This window comes from Bradyrhizobium sp. LMG 9283 (assembly GCF_045571415.1).
GTDB lineage: Bacteria > Pseudomonadota > Alphaproteobacteria > Rhizobiales > Xanthobacteraceae > Bradyrhizobium.
In genome coordinates this window covers 229,050-249,338 of the sequence record NZ_CP120691.1, presented here as the reverse complement: position 1 = coordinate 249,338, position 20,289 = coordinate 229,050, and the positions used below count along the sequence as shown (strand labels likewise).

Genomic DNA, 20,289 nt, shown 5'->3' with positions numbered 1-20,289 from the left:
ATGCCGATCAACATCGAATACCGCGGGCCCGCCGATCTCCCGGAGATCATTCCGGTGTTTCCGTTGCCGGGTGCGCTGCTGCTGCCCCGCGGCCAGATGCCGCTCAACATCTTCGAGCCGCGCTACCTCGCGATGGTCGACGATTCCTTCCGCGACGGCCATCGCCTGATCGGCATGATCCAGCCCGACGTGGCGCATTCGCCGAAGGATTCCGACAAGCCGGCACTGTTCCGCGTCGGCTGCGTCGGCCGCATCACCCAGCTCGCCGAATCCGGCGACGGCCGCTACATCCTCGAGCTCACCGGCGTTTCGCGCTTCAAGGTGGTCGAGGAGCTTGAGGTGCTCACCCCCTATCGGCAGTGCAAGGTGGATTTTTTCGCTTTCGTCGACGACTTCACCGCGCGCATGGGCGAGGAGGAGGTCGAGCGCGAGGCGCTGCTGTCGGTGCTCGCCGACTTCCTGAAAGCCAACAATCTCAAGGTCGACTGGGAGGGCGTCGAGAGCGCGCCCAACGAGGCGCTCGTCAATGCGCTGGCGATGATGTCGCCCTATGGTCCCGCGGAAAAGCAGGCGATGCTCGAGGCGCCCGACCTGAAGACCCGCGCCGAGATCCTGATCGCCGTCACCGAGATGGATCTCGCCAAGAAACGCACCAGCGGCGATCCGCCGCTGCAGTGAGGATCTGAAGCTCACGCAGCGCGGATGGCTGCTCCGGAATCTCGCCGCAGCATTCTGGGGATGTCGGATGCAGGCATCGGCCGACTGAAATAGTAGCCTTGCGTTTCGGCACACCCCTCTTCACGGAGGATGTCGAGCTGCTCCTTCGTTTCGACGCCTTCGGCGGTCGTCGTCTTGCCGAGGCTGACTGCGAAACGCACCACCGCTCGCGCGAGATGGTGCGCCTCCACCCGCACGCTGGACAGTTCATTGACGAAGCTGCGGTCGATCTTGATCTTGTCGAACGAAAATCTTTGCAGAAAGCTCAGCGACGAATAGCCGGTGCCGAAATCGTCCAGGGCGATTCGCACGCCGAGCTCGCGCAGCTGAGCGAGTGCCGAAAAAACGGCTTCGCTGTCATGCATGATCACCGTCTCCGTGACCTCGAGCTCGAGCCTGTGCGGCGCGACTCCTGAACTCGCCAGCGCGCCGACAATGACCGGAACGAGCTCCTTGCTCCTGAATTGGGCGGGGGACAGGTTGATGGCGATCCTGAGATCGGTTGGCCATTTGGCCGCTTCGGCGCAGGCGGTCCTCAGGACCCATTCTCCCAGAGGCACGATCAAGCCGGTCTCCTCCGCAAGCGGGATGAATTCGCCCGGCAAAACCAGGCCTCGCTGCGGGTGATGCCAGCGCAGCAAGGCCTCGAAGCCGCAGGTCTTGCCGGTCGCGGGGCTGACGAACGGCTGGTAGTGAAGCTCGAATTGACGGCCGGCAAGCGCATCCCGCATCTCGCGCTCCAGGTTGCGTCGCGCATGCATGAGCTGGTCGAGCTCCGGCTCGAAGAAGCGGAATGCACCACGTCCACCACTCTTGGCCGAGTAGAGGGCGAGATCCGCGCTCTTCAGGATCACGTCGGAATCGTTGCCATCGCGCGGCGCGATGGCAATGCCGATGCTGGTGCCCACCGTGACCCGATGATCCCCGAGGTCGAATGGTTCGCAAAGCGCCTTTCTGACGTTCTCGGCGAGGGCGGCGGCCTCCACGGCCGGGTTGGTTACGTAGTCGATCACCGCAAACTCGTCGCCGCCGAGCCGGGCAATCAACGCGGTCTCCGTGACGCATTCGCGCAGACGCGCGGCGACGGCGCGCAGCAGGGCATCGCCCGCCGGATGTCCAAGCGTGTCGTTGACTTCCTTGAAACGATCGAGGTCGAGCATGAGCACGGCCAGATCGAGGCCGCCGTTGCGCGTCACCGCGATCGCATGCTCCATCCGTTCCCTGAGCAGCACGCGATTTGGCAGATCGGTCAGCGCATCGTGTTGTGCCATATGGGTGATCTTGGCCTCGGACCGGCGTTGCTCGGTAACATCGAGATGAGTGGCCACCCATCCGCCACCGGCCATTGGCTGTCGCGTCACGCAGATCAGCCGGCCATCCGCAAATTCATCGATCCTGCTCGAGACGACATCGAACGGCAAGGCCGCCAGTTTCGAGATGAATTGCTCGGCGGCACCCTCGCTGGGATCGCCTTTGAGAATTCCCTTTACAATACGATGCCTGATGATGTCCGAGTGCGATGTCCCCGTCCTCAGCAGTTCCGGCGGCAGCCGATAGAGCCGGGCATAACGCTCGTTGCAGACGACCAGTCGCTTGTCGGCATCGAACATGCAAAGGCCCTCGACCATGTGGTTGATGGCCGTGTCCAGCCTGAGCTTCTGTTCCTGCAGCTCCTTTTGCGAGCCTTCGAGTTGCTGCCGGGCGACCGAAAGCTGGCTGATGATCTCTTCGAAATTGGCGGTTCTGGTTGCCAGACGGCGATCGGCCAGCACACCAATCAAGCTCATCCCGAGCACGGACAATGCCACACCGGCGATAGCAAGCGCGAGGAAGGTCGGAGAAAGCGAAAGGGTATCGGTCGCGAGCGTGGGATCTGGCGTGATCTGCACGGCACCCATGGCCGTGAAGTGATGCGACACGATGGCCAGCGTCAGCAGGACTGCCGCCGCGATCATGCCCCAATAGCCCTGATAGCTGAGCGCGACGGCCAGCGCGGCGTAGCCGAGACACATGCCCAAGATGATCGAGGCGAGCACGAGATCCGCGGACCAAGAGACTCGACCCGGCACTTCAAGGGCCCACATCCCCAGATAGTGCATGCTGGCAATGCCGCCGCCGATGATGACGCCTCCTGCCGCCGCGCGCCAGCGGCCGAAGGGGCCGACCGCAACGCCGAAACCGACCGAGGTCAGGAGCATCGCCGCTGCAAGAGAAGACGCCGTCAGAACGATGCCGTAGCCGGTAGTAACGCCAGGCTCGTAGGCGAGCATCGCGACGAAATGCGTCGCCCAGATGCCATATCCGATGGCCGCGCCGGCAATCGTGATCCAAATCCACCGCGTTCTTGCGCGCGTCGCGATCGCACGATGAAAGATGCTGACCGCGACAATGCTGGCAACGAAGCAGACCAGAACAGCGAGTACGACGAGCCGCCAATCGTGCTCGGCCGCAAGGCAGGAGAAAACGCGGAACATCCAATATCGCTCCATCGTCAATAGTGTCGATGATGGACGCGCTAAACGTGCTTCGCGTTAATTTTGTGCAACGCCTGATTGCATGCTTATCGGCAGGCTAACGTCGACCGCACAATTTGATCTGTCGCGTATTTGCGCATGAGGCCGCAGCGTGATCGTGCCCGACCTGCGCGACGAAAGTCGCGCAACGATCGCAACGAACTTAGAGATGGCCGCGGATGCGCTTGCGTCCGGTGATCATCGCGCGGATCAGGTTCTCGCGCTGCAAAATTCCCATCAGCACCACGCCCGCGACGTGGAGCACGACCAGGACGATGACGGCATCCGATGAATAGTGGTGGGCGTCTTCGACCCACCACACACCGAAGAACGTGACGGTGACCGACATCGCTCCCGTGATCGTCGAGACGGCGAGCGAGACCAGCAGCGCGACCAGCATCAACGTGCCCGCGGGATTGAGCCCGATATAGCGGCCGGTGATGCCGCGATGCAGATTCCAGATATAACGAGGCGACGCGCGAAGCCTGACGCCGACCATCCGGAAGCGCGAATAGCGGCTTCCCCAGAAGCCCCAGACCAGCCGAAAAGCGAGAAGCCCCAGCACCGCATAGCCGACCACGCGGTGAAGGCCGTCATAAACGGTCGGCGTGAACCACGCGGCCAGAACGCCGGCCGCGAGAGCCCAGTGCCAGAGGCGCAGCGGAAGGTCCCAGACCGCGATCGTCCGCGGAGCGGTTCGCTCGGCGGGGGTCCCATCGGACACCCCGCGTGCGTCTGGCGCTTGTTCGATCAAGCGAAGACCACCCTCAAGCCTTGCTTTGCGCAGATTGCGTCGCGCGATTGACGCATTCTACTTGGCGATCGTGTGCTTCAGGCTGAGATCTTCCGGGCTGTAGAACAGCTCGTAGAGCTTGCCTTCCTTAACGCCGTAGACCTCGTAGCACGAGCCTTCGACCTTGGAGCGCCGGACCTCATAGCCCAGCGCCTTGGCCTTGGCTTCGGCTTCGCTGGCCGGCTTCCACGACGCCTTGTCGAGCTTGGTGCAATCCTTGAAACCGTCGGCCATGGCCGTCGATCCCGCGCCAATCCCGATCGTCAATGCAATGGCAGCAACACGAATGACCTTCACGAACTCTCCTCCTCTGTCGTGGACGCACCGCGGAGCCGCGGAGCGCACCGAAGGAAGCAAAGGAGGTGGTGAAGTCAATCGGGTACGGGCCCAGTTCGCTTTAGATAACTTCTAACATGCGCGAAAACGGCAGCGCTCTCCGCGCCCAACGCGGATTTCCCCTACCGCTGCGGCCTTACGCCTCACAGGCCGGATGCGCGGCTAATAGCCAGCGACCGCGAGCGCGACGACTGCCCCCATGCCGACCCAACCAAAATGGCGGCCGCGCGTGGCGAAGGCATTGGCGAGGGCTGCAAAGCCGAACACGACGGCAAGCGTGGCGACGATCCAGTGCCGGGCGAGGCTCGATTCCAGCCGGGGCGCAACCAGCAGCAGCACGCCGCCGCCAATCCACGCCACCGTGCCGACCTGCCATACCAGTCGGATCAACGTGCGCAGGCGCGGCGGCTCGATTCTGGCGCGGGCGAATACCTTGCTCTCGCCGAGCACGCCGTGGATCAGCGCGATGAGGATCGCGACGACTCCGGAACATTGCAGGAGAATATCTCGCATGGGGCATGCTCCGTCCGTACAGTTCTGTATGGAGATGCACCCACTTGCTCCCGGCTGTCAATACACTAGTGTATGGGCTCCATCCGGGGCCCGGGCATGACCGAACAGCTTTCCGCCGACGACTGGATCAAGCAAGGCCTGAAGGCGCTCGGCAAGAACGGCTTCACGGCGCTGAAGGCCGATCCGCTCGCCAAGGCCATGGGTGTTTCGCGCGGCAGCTTCTATTGGCATTTCGCCGATCTGGCCGCGTTTCACGTCGCCGTGCTGAAGCGCTGGCGCGAGATCGCGGCCGAGCAGATCATCGCCGATGTCGAAGCGGCCAGCGATGATCCGCTCATGACGCTGCTGCGGAGATCCTTCGGCGCACGGCTCGATCTCGAGCGCGCGGTGCGCAACTGGGCGGCCTTCGATGCGGCGGCGCAAGGGGCGGTGCGCGCAATCGACCGCCGCAGGCTCGACTACATCGAAGAGCTGCTGGAAAAGCGTGGGCTCGCTCCGGCGACGGCGCAGGCCCGCGCGCAGATCCTCTATTGGACGTTTCTCGGCTTCGCCCTGTCGGGGACGCCGCTGCCGGCGGCGCGGCTTCAGAGCATTCTCGACGAGCTTCTGCTGATGGTTTCGACCTAGAGACCCGTTCCAATGGAACTGGTCTCTAGGTTTTCATTTTCACGCGTTTTCTTGACGCGAACCGGCATCCACTTCGCTCGAAAACGCTTTGGCCGATACAATGGGCGGGCGCGCCTTTCTGTGCTAAAGGCAATCGATTGCCGGAGATCCCGATGAACGCGCCTACCGAACGTCCCGAAGCCAGTGTCGATCCCAAATTGCTGGAGATTCTGGTCTGCCCGCTGACCAAGGGCCCGCTGGAGTTCGATTCGACCAAGCAGGAGCTGATCTCGCGCAGCGCCAAGCTCGCCTATCCGATTCGCGACGGCATCCCGATCATGCTGCCGGAAGAGGCGCGCAAGATCGATTAGTGGCCGCGAATAGGGAATGGCGAGTCGCGAATGGATCCACTCGCTACTCGCTACTCACCATTCGCCCTCATAACGCCTCGCCCTTCAGCAGCCGCGGCACCTCGCCGGTGAGTCCTGCGGCCTGGCGGATGAAGAGGTTCTTCAGCGGCGGGGCGCGGTCGACGAGGCCGAGGCCGATGTCGCGCACGGTGCGCAGCAAGGTCGACTGGTTGGAGAACAGGAAGTTCAGCGAGTTGGTGGCAACACCCATCGCCATGGTGTCGAAGCGGCGCCAGCGCTGGTAGCGTTCGAGCACGTCCGCCCCGCCGAGATCCATGCCGAGCCGCGCGGCATCGACCACGACCTCGGCCAGCGCCGCGACGTCCTTCAGCCCCATGTTGAGGCCCTGACCGGCAATGGGGTGGATGACGTGGGCGGCATCGCCGACCAGCGCGAGGCGCTCGGCGACGAAGGACCGCGCGACGAAATAGGACAGCGGAAACGCGCGCGCCTTGTCGAGCACTTTGACCTCGCCGAGATGCAGGCCGAAACGCTGCTCGAGCTCGCTGTGAAATTCCTCGTCACTGAGCGCAACGATGCGCGCGGCCTCGGCTCGGCGCTCAGTCCACACCAGCGAGGAACGCTTGCCCGAGAGCGGCAGGATCGCGAAGGGACCTGCCGGCAAGAAGTGTTCTTCGGCGCGGCCCTCGTGATCGCGCTCATGGCCGACGGTGACGACGATGCCGGACTGGTCGTACTCCCAGCCATGGATGGCGATGCCGGCGCGCTCACGCAGCTTCGACCGCGCACCATCGGCGGCGACCAAGAGACTGGCCGCGACGACGCTGCCATCGCCGAGCGTCACGTCGATGCCGTCGGAGCGCGCGTCGTAAGATCCGACCGTGGTGGCGCGAAGATCGATGCCCTCGGCCTCGGCGCGCACCACCAGCGCATCGATCAGGAGGCGGTTCTCGACCATATGGGCAAACGGCTCGCCCGGCGCGACGTCGCCGGCGAAGTTGAGGAACACCGGACGGGTGGCGTCCTCCAGCTTGGAATCGGTCACGACCATGTCGAGGATCGGCTGCGCCTCGCCCCTGACGTCGTCCCAGGCGCCGATCGCCTCGAACAGGCGGCGGCAGGCGGCGACTATCGCGGTGGCGCGCGGGTCCCGGCTCGGCCGCGTGCCGAGCGCGGGATCGGCGACGATGACGGGGATCTCGGGGCCGAGCCCCTGGCGTAGCGCCAGGGCCAGCGCGAGCCCCGCTAACGCGCCGCCACCGATGACAATGCTACCCTGTACCGACATACCAAGCTTCCCGGTCAATTCTCGGTCTTGCTAGCAGACTTGAGCTGGGCGAAACAGTGCGGTGAAGCAAGGGCGGAACGGCCCAATTCCGTCATTCCGGGGCGCCTCGAAGAGGCGAACCCGGAATCTCGCTCAACAACTTCTGGATTCCGGGTTCGCGCTCACGCCCGCCCCGGAATGACGACGAAAGCGAAAGCGCGCCGATGTCCAAAAGCCTGATCGACCTGATCTCGATCCTCGACCTCGAACAGCTCGAGGTGAATCTGTTCCGCGGCAACAGCCCGAAGACGAGCTGGCAGCGGGTGTTCGGCGGCCAGGTGATCGGGCAGGCGATGGTTGCCGCCTGCCGCACCGTCGAGGGACGGCTGCCGCATTCGCTGCACTGTTATTTCATCCTGCCGGGCGATCCGCAGATCCCGATCATCTACCAGGTCGAACGCCTGCGCGACGGCAAGAGCTACTCGACGCGGCGCGTCACCGCGATCCAGCATGGCAACGCGATCTTCTCGATCATGGTGTCGTTCCACGCCGACGAGGAGACCTCATTCGATCATCAGGACAAGATGCCCGATGTGCCGCCGCCGGAAAAACTCACGGCGGAGGAGGTGGCGAAGCAGCCGATGTTCAAGGAGATGCCGGAGTTCATCCGCCGCTACTATGAATCGGATCGGCCGATCGAGCTGCGCCCGGTCGAGCTCGGCCGCTATTTCGGCCAGAAGATCGAGGACGGCCGCATTCACGTCTGGATCAAGACCGCCGCGAAGCTGCCAGACGATCCGGCGCTGCATATGTGCGCGCTCGCCTATGCCTCCGACTTCTCATTGCTCGATGCGATCATGGCGCGCTACGGCCGCACGCTGTTCGACAAGCGCATGATGCCGGCGAGCCTCGACCACGCGATGTGGTTTCACCGCCCGTTCCGCGCCGACGAATGGCTGCTCTACGCGCAGGATTCGCCGAGCGCGCAATCGGGCCGTGGCCTGACCCGCGGCTCGATCTTCAAGCCTGACGGCACGCTGGTAGCCTCCGTCGCGCAGGAAGGTTCTGTGCGCGAGCGGAGGACATGATCGCTCAGAGCGAGCCCCGCGGAGCGAGCTCGGTCTGCGAAGCAAACCAGTTCATGATCCAGCGATAAACCCACGGGATCGGGATGATGAAGCTGCACAGGAGCGCCGCCACGATTCCGCGCCACAAGATCTCGAGGCCGCTACCCTTGAAGACGATTTCGCGCCGTGTGCCTTCGACGTTGCGGCAGAACCAGCGCATCTGCGCCGCGGCGACCCAGGCCCAGCCGATGATGGTGATGATCGAGATCGCGAACAGCAGGCTCCAGCCGATATAGGCCCAGATCGAGCCGGTGAAGCTCAGGCCCAGCGGCTGCCCATTGGAGTCGAGGTTCGCGACCATCCATTTGATCAGCAGCCAATAAAGGACGATCTGCACGATGAACAGCAGGTTGCTGAGCAACTGGCTGCCGATGAAGGAGATGACGATCGCCAGGACGATGAAGCCGAAATACCAGGGCACCAGCGTCATCGCATTGCCGGTGAAGCCGAGATTCGGACGCCCCGGGACCTTCACGCAGGACACGATCCATTGCGTGTACCAGACAAACGCCCAGGGCGCCGGCAGGACGAGGATCATTCCGATCAGCAAGACGATGCTGCGCCAGGTGAACTCGAGGATGCCGAAATCGACCGCCAGCGACCCTCCACCTGCGCCACCATGGCCGCCGGCGCTGGCATACCCGCCCATCATCGGCGGGCCGCCTGCTGGCATCATCGGCGGCGCGCCGCCGCCGAGCAGGCCCGGAATTTCGGCGGCCTTCTGCCAACCGGCCATGCCCTCGGTCCAGACCAGCGTGTCCGGACGGACGATGCCCTGGGCGATGAGATCGCGGAACTGCCCTTCCGCAAAGGGGCCCTGCTGCTTGCCCTCGGATGCGTAGAACCAACTCGCCATGAAGCGTCCCCCCAAAATACTTATGTACCGCTTGACCTCCGCGGGTTCACCGCATCCATGCCAAAAATGCATTGTGAAGGATGAGCGGTTGCCCCTGTACAGAGGCGGCCGTTCACATGGCCAAACGTTTTTCCGCTTCAATCTGCAACTTTTTTGTGCCATTTGCCCGGAAAGATGCCAGATTGACGCGGCGCCGGGGACATACGGCGCGGCGCATCCCGGGGAATAGGCCTGACCATGAAACTCGTCGTCGCGATCATCAAACCTTTCAAGCTCGATGAGGTCCGCCAGGCCCTGACGGCGATCGGCGTCCACGGCATGACCGTAACCGAGGTGAAGGGCTATGGCCGGCAGAAGGGCCACACCGAGATCTATCGCGGCGCCGAATATGTCGTGAACTTCCTGCCGAAGCTGCGCATCGAGATCGCGGTCGCCTCCGACATTGCCGACAAGGCGGTCAGCGTGATCACCGCGACCGCGCGCACCGGGCAAATCGGCGACGGCAAGATCTTCGTCACGCCGATCGACCACGCGCTGCGCATCCGCACAGGCGAAACCGACAGCGACGCGCTCTGAATCAAACAAATCTGTTTCGATCGCACCGGGCAACGACGCCGGAGCGTGCGACGCCAATTGATGCCGGGGGAACGACATGGCGGGATTGTTGCGCCGCGCAGCTGCTATGGCTGTGCCAATCGGATTTGTGTCCGTCGTAGCTTCGCCGGCACGCGCCGCCACTTCCGAGATCAACACCGCCGACACCGCCTGGATGATCGTCGCCACCGCGCTGGTGCTGATGATGACGATCCCGGGACTCGCGTTGTTCTATTCCGGCATGGTGCGCAAGAAGAATGTGCTCGCCACCATGGCGCAGAGCCTCGCCGCGGTCACGCTGATCTCCATTCTCTGGGTCGCGTTCGGCTATTCGCTCTGCTTCATCGGCGACGGACCGTGGATCGGCACGCTCGACCGCTGGTTTCTCGCAGGGATGACCATGGACAGCGTCAACCCTGCTGCGAAGACCATCCCGGAATCGCTGTTCATGCTGTACCAGATGACGTTTGCGATCATCACGGTGGCGCTGGTCGCGGGCTCGGTCGCCGACCGCATGCGGTTCTCGGCGTATCTGTTGTTCTCCGTCGCCTGGTTCATCTTCGTTTACATTCCTCTGGCGCATTGGGTGTGGGGTGGCGGCTTCCTCAACAGCATGGGCGTGATGGATTTCGCCGGCGGCCTCGTCGTGCACCTGTCGGCCGGCACTGCCGGCCTTGTCGCCGCGAAGGTGATGGGACGCCGTCATGGCTACGGCACCGAGAATCTCTCGCCCTTCGATCTCTCGCTCGCGGTGATGGGCACCGGCCTGTTGTGGGTCGGCTGGTTCGGCTTCAACGGCGGCTCGGCAGGCGCGGCCAATTCGCGCGCGGTGATGGCGATCATCGCAACACATCTCGCCGCCTGCGCCGGCGCATTGACCTGGGGCGCGATCGAATGGTCGACGCGGCGCAAGCCGTCGGTGCTCGGCATGATCTCCGGCGCGGTGGCCGGACTCGGCACCATCACGCCAGCCTCCGGCTTCGTCGCGCCCTGGCACGGCATCGTCATCGGCGTCGTCGCCGGTGCGGTCTGCTACTGGGCCTGTACCTGGCTGAAGCACCGCTTCAACTATGACGATTCGCTCGACGTCTTCGGCGTCCACGGCATCGGCGGTCTGACCGGGACCCTGCTCGGGGGCGTGTTCGCGACCAGCGCCATTGGCGGCACCGCCGGCCTGATCGAGGGCCATCCCCAGCAGCTCCTGATCCAGTTCTACGGGGTCGCCGTCACCTTCGTCTGGTCGGCGGGCGTCAGTTTCGTCCTGCTCAAGCTGGTCGGCCTGTTCGTGCCCTTGCGGGTATCGCGCGAGCATGAACTCGAGGGGCTCGATATCTCGCAGCACGGCGAGGCACTTCAGTAAGTTAGCGGCCGCCCGGCCTTCATTCCGGGCTTGCACAACACATAAGCGTGTGCTTATGTGTTGTCATGATCGAAGCCGACATCTTCAAGGCGCTGGCTGACCCGACACGCCGCAAGGTCTTTGAGAAACTCGCTGGCGGAAGCCTGAATGCCAGCGCGTTGCGCGATGGATTGGAGATCAGCCAGCCAGCGATGTCGCAGCATCTGTCGGTGCTGCGCGCGGCAGGCCTCGTGCGCGAGCAGCGGCAGGGCCGCTTTGTCAGTTACGAAGTCGACCCGGACGGAATTGTCGCCATCGGGGCATGGCTCGCGCGCTATCGCGCCTATTGGCCGAAGCGCATGGAAGCACTTGCCGATCTCCTGAAGGACATGGACCAATAAGGACTGGCTCAATGAGCGACGCCGCGAAGCCTGATCGTCCGAACGAAGCGCTCGTGCTCGAATTCGATTTCGATGCACCGCCGACAAAAGTCTGGCGCGCCGTGACGATTCCTGAATTGCGCGAGCGCTGGTTGCCGGATTGCGATCTTGCGGGCGCCGAGCCGGAATCGTCGATCGCGGGCGAGGAGGTGCGCTACCGGCTGCGCGATTCCGAACCGCCGTTTCGCGAAAGCCACGTCATCTTCCGGATCGAGCCGAACGAGGACGGCGGCACCCGCTTTCGCATTATCCAGCAGGCCTGCGACGATAACGCGAAGCTGCCGCGGGCGGCCAACACGAATTGCTGCCTGATGCGCGCGGCAGCTTAACACCAAACAGACTTCATCATCTGCAGACATGGAGGTCGCGATGCGCGACATGCTTCAGCTCGTCCCTATGGTCGTCGAGCAATCCGCCCGCGGCGAGCGATCCTTCGACATCTACTCGCGGCTTTTGCGTGAGCGGATCATCTTCCTCAACGGCGAGGTCAATGACGCGATGTCTGGCCTCGTCTGCGCGCAACTGCTGTTCCTCGAGGCGGAGAATCCGAACAGGCCGATCAATCTCTACATCAATTCCTACGGCGGGGTGGTCACGAGCGGACTCGCGATGTACGACACCATGCAGTTCATCAAGGCGCCGGTTCATACGCTGTGCATGGGCACCGCGCGTTCGATGGGCTCGTTCCTGCTGATGGCCGGCGAGCCCGGGCACCGCGCCGCCCTGCCGAACGCCAGCCTTCACGTCCACCAGCCACTCGGCGGCTTTCAGGGCCAGGCATCCGACATTCTGATCCATGCCAATGAGATGCAGGAAACCAAGCGGCGCATCATCCGGCTCTATGCGCGGCATTGCGGGCGGTCCGAGGAGGAGGTGGAACGGACGCTGGACCGCGACCACTTCATGACTGCGCAACAAGGGGTCGAATGGGGATTGATCGATCGGGTTTTTGCGGCGCGCGACGCCGCCTGATCGGCCCAACGTGGCCTGCGGCCCCCAGGCTTGTCCGGATCAGGATGTCCAGCTTGCGGCGTGCATCGCGTGAGCAGGAGCTCGAGAGGCCGATGGCTTGCAGCAGGGCGAAGCCCTGCGATAGGCACGTGCGCTACGTAATTACCTTCCGGCTGCCCGGCACATGAGCAACATTGTGTCGACAGCCTGTCGTGCCCGCGATTTAAGCAGACGTGACCACGTTTTGAGCGCGACGTAATAACGCACCGCAGCGGAATGCCCGCCAAACGCGAAAACACCCGTTTTCATAATCCGTTAGGCAATGCGGCTGATCTGGCACGGCATTTGATTCTCAGGGGTCCGGCTGTGCCCGCGTAGTGAAAATTCTCCCTCGTGGCGAACCAGTCGAGACACGCCCGGCCACGTCCGGACCGGGCCCAAGCGGGGATAGGACCCATGAAAATTGTTATGGCGATTATCAAGCCATTCAAGCTTGAAGAAGTCCGTGACGCCCTGACCGCCATCGGCGTTCACGGTCTCACGGTGACGGAAGTCAAGGGATATGGCCGCCAGAAGGGCCATACGGAAATCTATCGCGGCGCCGAATATGCCGTGAGCTTCCTGCCCAAGATCAAGATCGAGGTCGCTGTCGCCTCCGACCAGGTCGACAAGACCATCGACGCCATCACGTCCGCGGCGAAAACCGGACAGATCGGCGACGGCAAGATCTTCGTCATCAATCTCGACCATGCGGTTCGCATCCGCACCGGCGAGGCCGATGCCGCGGCCCTCTGATTTCGCGCTCAACCTTATCCAAGCAGGAGTAAACAATATGACGTTCAAGCGTCCCCATGGCGCGGGATTGGCGGCTCTCGCAGTCGGCCTGTTCGCTGCGACCGCAGCCTACGCCGAGCCAACGGTCAACAAGGGAGACAACGCCTGGATGCTGACATCGACAGTGCTAGTGCTGTTGATGACGATCCCCGGTCTCGCGCTGTTCTACGGCGGCCTCGTCCGTTCCAAGAACATGCTCTCGGTGCTGATGCAGGTGTTCTACACCGTCTGCGTCGTCACCGTGATCTGGGCCGTGTACGGCTACAGCCTCGCCTTCACCGGCGGCTCCGACTTCATCGGCGGCTTCTCCAAGGCCTTCATGATGGGCGTCACCACCGACTCGAAGGCCGCGACCTTCTCGGTCGACGCCAACATCTCGGAGCTCATCTATATGTGCTTCCAGATGACCTTCGCGGCGATCACGCCCGCCCTCATCGTCGGCGCCTTCGCCGAGCGCATGAAGTTCTCGGCGATCGCTCTCTTCATTCCGCTCTGGGTCACGCTGATCTACTTCCCGATCGCGCACATGGTCTGGTACTGGCCCGGCCCGGACGCGATCCAGGACGCGGCCAAGGCTCTGGCGGCGGCGGGTGATGCGGCGGCGAAGACCGCGGCGCAGGCCAAGCTCGACGAGATCAACGCCGACGCCGGCTGGATCTTCAAGATGGGCGCGATCGACTTCGCGGGCGGCACCGTGGTGCACATCAACGCCGGCATTGCAGGCCTCGTCGGCGCTCTCCTGATCGGCAAGCGCGTCGGCTACGGTAAGGAGCTGATGGCTCCGCACTCGCTGACCATGTCGATGATCGGCGCTTCGCTGCTCTGGGTCGGCTGGTTCGGCTTCAACGCCGGCTCCAACCTGGAAGCCAATGGCGGCGCTGCGCTCGCCATGACCAACTCCTTCGTCGCCACCGCAGCCGCCGCGCTGTCGTGGATGTTCGCGGAGTGGATCATCAAGGGCCATCCGTCAGTGCTCGGCGTGATCTCCGGCGCGGTCGCGGGCCTCGTGGCCGTCACGCCTGCCGCCGGCTTCGCCGGCGTGATGGGTGCGATCGTCCTCGGCCTCGTGGTCGGCGTGGTCTGCCTGTTCTTCTGCACCGTCGTGAAGAACGCGCTCGGCTACGATGACTCCCTCGACGTGTTCGGCGTGCACTGCATCGGCGGCATCGTCGGCGCCATCGGCACCGGCATCCTGGTGAACCCCGCTCTCGGCGGCGCCGGCATCGTCGACTACACCGCGATCCCGCCGAAGGTCGCCGATTACGAGTTCGCCACGCAGGTGCTCGCCCAGATCAAGGCCGTCTGCACCACGCTGGTGTGGTCGGGCGTCGGTTCGGCGATCCTCTACAAGGTCGTCGATGTGATCGTTGGCCTCCGCGCCAATGTCGAGAGCGAGCGTGAAGGCCTCGACATCACCGAGCACACCGAGCGCGCCTACAACATGTAACCCTCCTCCCGGGCACGGTCTCCTTCGGAAGACCGCGTCTACAACTACGGTTCGGGCACATACCCGGCAATGCCCTGACCGTTGAGGGGCTCCAGCGCAAGCTGGAGCCCCTTTCTTCTGATCTGCGCGCTGAAGAAAAAGATTGCCATTCGGCGAGGCCGGCGCAGAAATATCGACCTCAAGAACAACAATCGGGAGGTCGTCATGCGTTTGGAAGGTGGATGCTATTGCGGCGAGGTGCGCTATGTCGCCGAGGGCGACCCGATGATGCAGGCGCAGTGCCATTGCCGCGAGTGCCAATACATCTCAGGCGGCGCACCCAACACCTTCATCGCAATGCCGGCAGCCGGCTTCACCTACATTACCGGCCAACCCAAGCCGTTCACGCGCAAGGATCTCGAACGCGCCGTCACGCGCGAGTTCTGCGCCGAATGCGGCACCCATCTCGTGACCAAGGTTCCGGGCCTACCGGCCGCAGTCGTTAAGGTCGGCACGCTGGACGAGCCGGAAAAATTCAAGCCGCAGATGGCGATCTACACCTGCGACATGCAGGAGTTCCACGCGATCCCCGCAGGCATGAAGACATTCGAGAAGCTGCCGGGGCACTAAGACCGAGCCGCGAGAGCGGTGCGCCTCTCTCCCGCAAGCAAGCGGGAGAGGTTGGAGCCACCATGCATCCGTTGTTATCCGGTCCCATTATTCCCGCTCTAGACGGGGGCGGCCGCCGATGGTTAATCGCGTCTTAACCTCGCCCTATCTATGGTGAACTGAACCGCTTCCCGCCGGCGCCTTGGTGCGACCGGCCGTTCCAAGAGTGCTGGCGTCCAGAATGGCTATGACCGCTTCATCCCGTGCGCCGCAGGCCAGTGGAAGCTCCGATTCCGAACGCTCGCCCTTCGTCCGGTTGAACGAGCTTCTGGCCCCGCATCAGCCGGGCAAGCCCTTGATTTCGCTTGCGGTCGGCGAGCCCCAGCATCCAGTGCCCGACTTCGTCGGCCCAGTGCTGGCCAAGCACATCGCCGAATTCGGCCGTTACCCCGCGAACAAGGGCACCGACCCGTTCCGCCACGCCGCCGGCGCCTGGCTGTCGTCGCGCTTCAAGCTGCCGCGGCCGCTCGACCCCGAGAGCGAGATTCTCGTCCTCAATGGCAGCCGCGAGGGGCTGTTCCTCGCCGCGATGGCGGCCGCACGCTATGTCGGCCCGCGCCCCGGCAAACCTGCGATCCTGATGCCGAACCCGTTCTATCCGGTCTATGGCGCCGGCGCGCTCGCAGCCGCTTGCGAGCCGGTCCATCTGCCGACGACGGTCGAGAACGGCTTCCTGCCCGATCTCGACGCCATCGACGAAGCGACGCTGGCGCGCACGGTGGCCTTCTATCTGGCTTCGCCGGCCAATCCGCAGGGCTCGGTCGCGAGGCCCGACTATTTCAAGCGATTGAAGCAGCTCGCCGATCGCCACGGCTTCGTGATCCTCAGCGACGAGTGCTATTCCGAGATCTATACCCGAGAGGCCCCCGGCAGCGCGCTGGAATGCGCGGGTCCGGACTTCACCCGTGTGGTTGCGTTCCAGTCGCTGTCGAAGCGCTCCAATCTGCCGGGCCTGCGCGTCGGCTTCGCCGCCGGCGACAAGAAGTTCATCGGCATGTTCCTCGAGCTGCGCAACATCGCTGCACCCCAGGTGCCGGTGCCGCTCCAGCATGTGGCGACCGTCGCCTATGGCGACGAGGCGCATGTCGAGGAGAACCGCAGGCTCTACCGGATCAAGTTCGATCTCGCCGACCAGATCATCGGCAATCGTTACGGCTATCGCCGGCCCGATGCCGGCTTCTGCGTCTGGCTCAACACCTCCGAAGTCGGCGACGACGTATCGGTGACGCTCAAGCTCTTCAAGGAAGCAGGCGTGCGCGTGGTGCCCGGCAGCTTCTTGGCGCGACGGCAGCCTGACGGATTCAATCCCGGTGCAGGCTACATCCGCCTCGCGCTGGTGCAGGATGGCGAAACGACGGCGCAGGCGCTGCACCGTCTGGTCGAGACTCTGGGTTAGGCGGGGCCCGTGAGCATGTCGGCAATCGAACGTGTCATTCCACTGGTCGGCCATCTGCCGCCCTCGATCCGCGAGGGGCTGGCACGACGCATGCGCGAGCTCACCGGGCTCGGCCTGATCGCGCTGGCAGGTGTCGCCTCGGCGGCGCTGATGACATGGTCGGTGCAGGATCCCAGCCTCAGCCACGCAACCTCGCGGCCGATCCGCAACATCCTCGGCTATGCCGGCGCGATCGGCGCCGACCTTGCGATGCAGATCCTCGGGCTCGGCGCGATCATGCTGGTACTGACGGTTGCGGTCTGGGGCTGGCGGATGATGACGCATCGCCCGTTCGACCGCGAGGCGCTGCGGCTCGGCTCCTGGATTCTCTGTACGGTGATCGCGGCGGGCTTCGTCAGCTGCTGGCCGCATGGCGGTGCATGGCCGCTGCCGACCGGGCTCGGCGGTGTGGTCGGCGACGCGCTGGTGCGCGCGCCCGCGGTGATTTTCGGACCGGCCGGCACGATCTATCGCATGGTGCTGGGCACGATCCTGTTCGCCGCGATGGCCGCAACCTTCCTGATCGCCTGCGGCCTCGGCGCACGCGAGCACGACGACGAGCTTGCGGAGATCGAACATGACGATAAGCCGCTCGACGAGGACGAGGAGAGCGATCGCGGCTCGGTTTCTCTGGGCTGGCTCTTCCATGCGCTGATGAGCACGAAGGCCCGGCTGATCTGGCTGCTTGGCGCCGCCTACCGTTCGCTGGTCTCGAGCGGCCCGAAAACCAAGGCCGCTCAGTTCAGCCGCCAGGAGCCGAATCTGGGCGGCGGCCGCGCCGCACCGTCGATCTCGCCGCAGGCCGAGGACGAGGACTACGAAGACGAGCACGAGGAAGACGAGGTCGAGGAGGAGGAAGAGGAGGAGCCCGCCGCGCGCGCGCCGAAGAAGAAGGCTGCGTCGAAGGCGGCTTCCAAAAAATCTTCGGACAAGTTCGATCTTCCGTCCGTCTCCATGCTGGCCGCGCCGAAGGCGGGCGATCGCCAGCCCCTCAGCAAGGCCGAGCTGGAGACCAATTCCCGTTCGCTCGAAGGCGTGCTGCAGGATTTCGGCGTGCGCGGCGAGATCGTGAAGGCCAATCCGGGTCCTGTGGTCACGCTGTACGAACTGGAGCCGGCGCCCGGCATCAAGTCCTCGCGCGTGATCGGCCTTGCCGACGACATCGCCCGCTCGATGAGCGCGCTCTCGGCACGCGTCGCCGTCGTGCCGGGCCGTAACGCGATCGGCATCGAGCTGCCGAACGCGCATCGCGAGAAGGTTTACCTGCGCGAATTGCTGGTGGCGAAGGAGGCGACCGATACAGTCGCGAAGCTGCCGCTCTGCCTCGGCAAGACCATCGGCGGCGAACCCGTCATCATCGACCTCGCCCGTACCCCGCACATGCTGATTGCCGGCACCACCGGCTCGGGCAAGTCGGTTGCGATCAACACCATGATCCTCAGCCTGGTCTACCGGCTGCGGCCGGACCAGTGCCGGCTGATCATGGTCGATCCGAAGATGCTCGAACTCTCGGTCTATGACGGCATTCCCCATCTGCTCACGCCCGTCGTGACCGACCCGAAGAAGGCGGTGGTCGCGCTGAAATGGGCGGTGCGCGAGATGGAGGAGCGCTACAAGAACATGGCCAAGCTCGGTGTGCGCAACATCGACGGCTACAACACGCGCCTGCTCGAATTGAAGGCCAAGGGCGAGGAGCCGACGCGCACGGTGCACACCGGCTTCGACAAGGAGACCGGCAAGGCGATCTACGAAGAAGAGAAGCTCTCGCTCGATCCGCTGCCCTACATCGTCATCATCGTCGACGAAATGGCGGACCTGATGATGGTCGCCGGCAAGGACATCGAAGGCGCGGTGCAGCGCCTCGCGCAGATGGCGCGTGCCGCTGGCCTGCACGTGATCCTGGCGACGCAGCGCCCGTCGGTCGACGTCATTACCGGCACCATCAAGGCCAACTTCCCGACCCGCATCGCCTTCCAGGTCACGTCCAAGATCGACAGCCGCACCATCCTGGGCGAGATGGGCGCCGAGCAGCTGCTTGGCCAGGGCGACATGCTCTACATGGCCGGCGGCGGCCGCATCAGCCGCGTGCACGGACCGTTCGCCTCCGACGAGGAAGTCGAGAAGGTGGTGCGTCACCTCAAGACACAAGGACAGCCGGAATATCTCGAAGCCGTCACCGCAGAAGAGCCGACCGAGGACGAGGACGGCGCCGTGTTCGACGCCACCGGCATGGGCGGAGATGGCGGTGGCGATCTATTCCAGCAGGCGGTTGCGATCGTCAAACGCGATCGCAAGGCTTCGACCAGCTACATCCAGCGCCGCCTGCAGATCGGCTATAACCGCGCCGCATCGCTGATGGAGCGCATGGAACTGGAAGGCATCGTCGGACCCGCCAACCACGCCGGCAAGCGCGAGATTCTGGTCGAGGAAGAAGACAGCCATATGTGAGGCGAGGAGCCTCTGAACATAATTTCACGCAAAATCGATATCTGCTTTTGCCCGAAATCACGCTAAAAGGCGCCTAGCCATACAGGACGACGCGTTGATCAGACATCCGGACATTCGATTCGCTGCCATCATCGCCGCGCGAAGCGCGCGCGTGGCCGGCGTGCTTCTCGTCACCGCCGTGATGGTGACCGGTGCGTCGCTCGCGCAGACCGTGCCAGTGCCGAAGCCTGCGCCGAAGGGCCGCGATGGCGCTCCAGCCGGCGGTGGGCCGGCCGTCACTGGCGCGACGCAGACCCCGCCGAATCCGGTGATCCCGGATCCCCGGCGCAACGTGCCGAGCAGCATCTTCCAGACCTTCGATGCCAACCAGAAGGCACAGGCCGCCAGGGTCAGCGCCTATCTGTCGTCGCTTCAGACATTGGTCGGGAATTTCGTCCAGGTTGGCCCCGACGGCAGCAAGACGCAGGGCGATTTCTACATCCAGAAGCCGGGCAAGGTGCGCTTCGAATATGACGCGCCGAGCCCGATCGACATCATCGCCGACGGTTCGTCCCTAGTGGTGCGCGATCGCAAGCTCGCGACCCAGGACGTCTATCCGCTGTCGCAGACGCCGCTGCGCTTCCTCTTGTCCGACCGCATCGACCTGATGAAGGACACCAACGTCGTGAACGTCTCGGCCGACGACGTCTATGTCAGCGTCACCATCGAGGAGAAGCAGGCGCTGGTCGGCACCAGCCGGCTGCTCCTGATGTTCGGCGCCAAGGACGGTCAACTCAAGCAGTGGACCGTCACCGATCCGCAGGGCTACGACACCACGATCGCGGTCTACAATCTGGATTCGAGCAAGAAGCTCGACCCCAGCATGTTCAAGATCGATTTCACCAACTACGGCCCGTCGCCGGGCTGACGGTGCGCAGGTGGCAAAGGCGCGTTTGCGCCGTGCCCACCACCTTTTCTCCTCACGCCGGCACGTGGGCACGCTTCGCTTTGCCCACCCTACGATTCCGCGCCTGTGGACAAGCGTTTCGTCCGCAACAATCCATGCTAAGACGCA

Annotated in this window: 21 protein-coding genes; 15 read left to right on the top strand and 6 right to left on the bottom strand. The window is 64.0% G+C overall.

Annotated features, from left to right (window positions below):
- Entirely contained in the window at positions 1-678 is a 678-nt protein-coding gene (locus tag P6U29_RS01165) for an LON peptidase substrate-binding domain-containing protein (RefSeq protein WP_407115949.1), read from the top strand.
- A gap of 11 nt (positions 679-689) precedes the next feature.
- Here the strand turns inward: P6U29_RS01165 and P6U29_RS01160 are convergent, their stop codons facing one another.
- The 4 genes from P6U29_RS01160 to P6U29_RS01145 all read right to left on the bottom strand — a co-directional run bounded on the left by P6U29_RS01160 (position 690) and on the right by P6U29_RS01145 (position 4,872).
- Positions 690-3,191 (bottom strand): EAL domain-containing protein, encoded by a 2,502-nt coding sequence (locus P6U29_RS01160; protein WP_407115948.1) that lies wholly within the window; start codon positions 3,189-3,191, stop codon positions 690-692.
- 202 nt (positions 3,192-3,393) lie between these two features.
- On the bottom strand, positions 3,394-3,984 hold the full coding sequence (locus P6U29_RS01155; RefSeq protein ID WP_407115947.1) for a cytochrome b/b6 domain-containing protein: 591 nt from the start codon (positions 3,982-3,984) through the stop codon (positions 3,394-3,396).
- 57 nt (positions 3,985-4,041) lie between these two features.
- Complete coding sequence (locus P6U29_RS01150; protein WP_407115946.1) at positions 4,042-4,320, bottom strand: PepSY domain-containing protein; 279 nt, start codon at positions 4,318-4,320, stop codon at positions 4,042-4,044.
- Positions 4,321-4,521: 201 nt separating this feature from the next.
- Positions 4,522-4,872, bottom strand: a complete 351-nt coding sequence (locus P6U29_RS01145) for a hypothetical protein (RefSeq protein ID WP_407115945.1) — start codon at positions 4,870-4,872, stop codon at positions 4,522-4,524.
- Between the two features lie 96 nt (positions 4,873-4,968).
- Here P6U29_RS01145 and P6U29_RS01140 point away from each other — a divergent pair, with 96 nt between their 5' ends.
- Positions 4,969-5,499, top strand: coding sequence for a TetR/AcrR family transcriptional regulator (locus tag P6U29_RS01140; RefSeq protein ID WP_407115944.1), 531 nt, complete (start codon positions 4,969-4,971; stop codon positions 5,497-5,499).
- A gap of 152 nt (positions 5,500-5,651) precedes the next feature.
- Positions 5,652-5,849, top strand: a complete 198-nt coding sequence (locus P6U29_RS01135) for a Trm112 family protein (protein WP_407115943.1) — start codon at positions 5,652-5,654, stop codon at positions 5,847-5,849.
- Positions 5,850-5,916: 67 nt separating this feature from the next.
- Here P6U29_RS01135 and P6U29_RS01130 read toward each other — a convergent pair whose 3' ends face one another.
- The gene (locus P6U29_RS01130; protein WP_407115942.1) at positions 5,917-7,137 is read right to left on the bottom strand and encodes a ubiquinone biosynthesis hydroxylase; all 1,221 of its coding nucleotides are present in this window, start codon (positions 7,135-7,137) and stop codon (positions 5,917-5,919) included.
- A 203-nt stretch (positions 7,138-7,340) separates the two neighbouring features.
- On the opposite strand from P6U29_RS01130, the gene tesB reads away from it, so the two are divergent.
- A complete protein-coding gene (gene tesB, locus P6U29_RS01125; RefSeq protein ID WP_407115941.1) occupies positions 7,341-8,204 on the top strand; it encodes an acyl-CoA thioesterase II in 864 nt (287 codons plus the stop codon).
- A gap of 4 nt (positions 8,205-8,208) precedes the next feature.
- Here the strand turns inward: tesB and P6U29_RS01120 are convergent, their stop codons facing one another.
- Positions 8,209-9,099, bottom strand: a complete 891-nt coding sequence (locus P6U29_RS01120; RefSeq protein ID WP_407115940.1) for a DUF4339 domain-containing protein — start codon at positions 9,097-9,099, stop codon at positions 8,209-8,211.
- 237 nt (positions 9,100-9,336) lie between these two features.
- On the opposite strand from P6U29_RS01120, the gene P6U29_RS01115 reads away from it, so the two are divergent.
- The 11 genes from P6U29_RS01115 (at position 9,337) to P6U29_RS01065 (ending at position 20,142) form a co-directional block, all read left to right on the top strand.
- Entirely contained in the window at positions 9,337-9,675 is a 339-nt protein-coding gene (locus P6U29_RS01115) for a P-II family nitrogen regulator (protein ID WP_148743883.1), read from the top strand.
- Positions 9,676-9,751: 76 nt separating this feature from the next.
- Complete coding sequence (locus P6U29_RS01110; RefSeq protein WP_407115939.1) at positions 9,752-11,053, top strand: ammonium transporter; 1,302 nt, start codon at positions 9,752-9,754, stop codon at positions 11,051-11,053.
- Between the two features lie 65 nt (positions 11,054-11,118).
- Positions 11,119-11,433: an ArsR/SmtB family transcription factor gene (locus tag P6U29_RS01105; protein ID WP_407115938.1), complete on the top strand. Its 315-nt coding sequence runs from the start codon at positions 11,119-11,121 to the stop codon at positions 11,431-11,433.
- Positions 11,434-11,444: 11 nt separating this feature from the next.
- Complete coding sequence (locus P6U29_RS01100) at positions 11,445-11,801, top strand: SRPBCC domain-containing protein (protein ID WP_407115937.1); 357 nt, start codon at positions 11,445-11,447, stop codon at positions 11,799-11,801.
- A gap of 40 nt (positions 11,802-11,841) precedes the next feature.
- Positions 11,842-12,444, top strand: a complete 603-nt coding sequence (locus P6U29_RS01095) for an ATP-dependent Clp protease proteolytic subunit (protein ID WP_122400278.1) — start codon at positions 11,842-11,844, stop codon at positions 12,442-12,444.
- 435 nt (positions 12,445-12,879) lie between these two features.
- The gene (locus P6U29_RS01090; protein ID WP_008142813.1) at positions 12,880-13,218 is read left to right on the top strand and encodes a P-II family nitrogen regulator; all 339 of its coding nucleotides are present in this window, start codon (positions 12,880-12,882) and stop codon (positions 13,216-13,218) included.
- Positions 13,219-13,255: 37 nt separating this feature from the next.
- The gene (locus tag P6U29_RS01085) at positions 13,256-14,704 is read left to right on the top strand and encodes an ammonium transporter (protein WP_407115936.1); all 1,449 of its coding nucleotides are present in this window, start codon (positions 13,256-13,258) and stop codon (positions 14,702-14,704) included.
- A gap of 204 nt (positions 14,705-14,908) precedes the next feature.
- Entirely contained in the window at positions 14,909-15,313 is a 405-nt protein-coding gene (locus P6U29_RS01080) for a GFA family protein (protein ID WP_407115935.1), read from the top strand.
- Positions 15,314-15,533: 220 nt separating this feature from the next.
- Positions 15,534-16,748, top strand: coding sequence for an aminotransferase class I/II-fold pyridoxal phosphate-dependent enzyme (locus tag P6U29_RS01075; protein ID WP_407115934.1), 1,215 nt, complete (start codon positions 15,534-15,536; stop codon positions 16,746-16,748).
- A gap of 9 nt (positions 16,749-16,757) precedes the next feature.
- Positions 16,758-19,235, top strand: coding sequence for a DNA translocase FtsK (locus P6U29_RS01070; protein ID WP_407115933.1), 2,478 nt, complete (start codon positions 16,758-16,760; stop codon positions 19,233-19,235).
- Between the two features lie 151 nt (positions 19,236-19,386).
- Positions 19,387-20,142, top strand: coding sequence for an outer membrane lipoprotein carrier protein LolA (locus P6U29_RS01065; protein ID WP_407119575.1), 756 nt, complete (start codon positions 19,387-19,389; stop codon positions 20,140-20,142).
- The last annotated feature ends 147 nt before the right edge of the window (positions 20,143-20,289 follow it).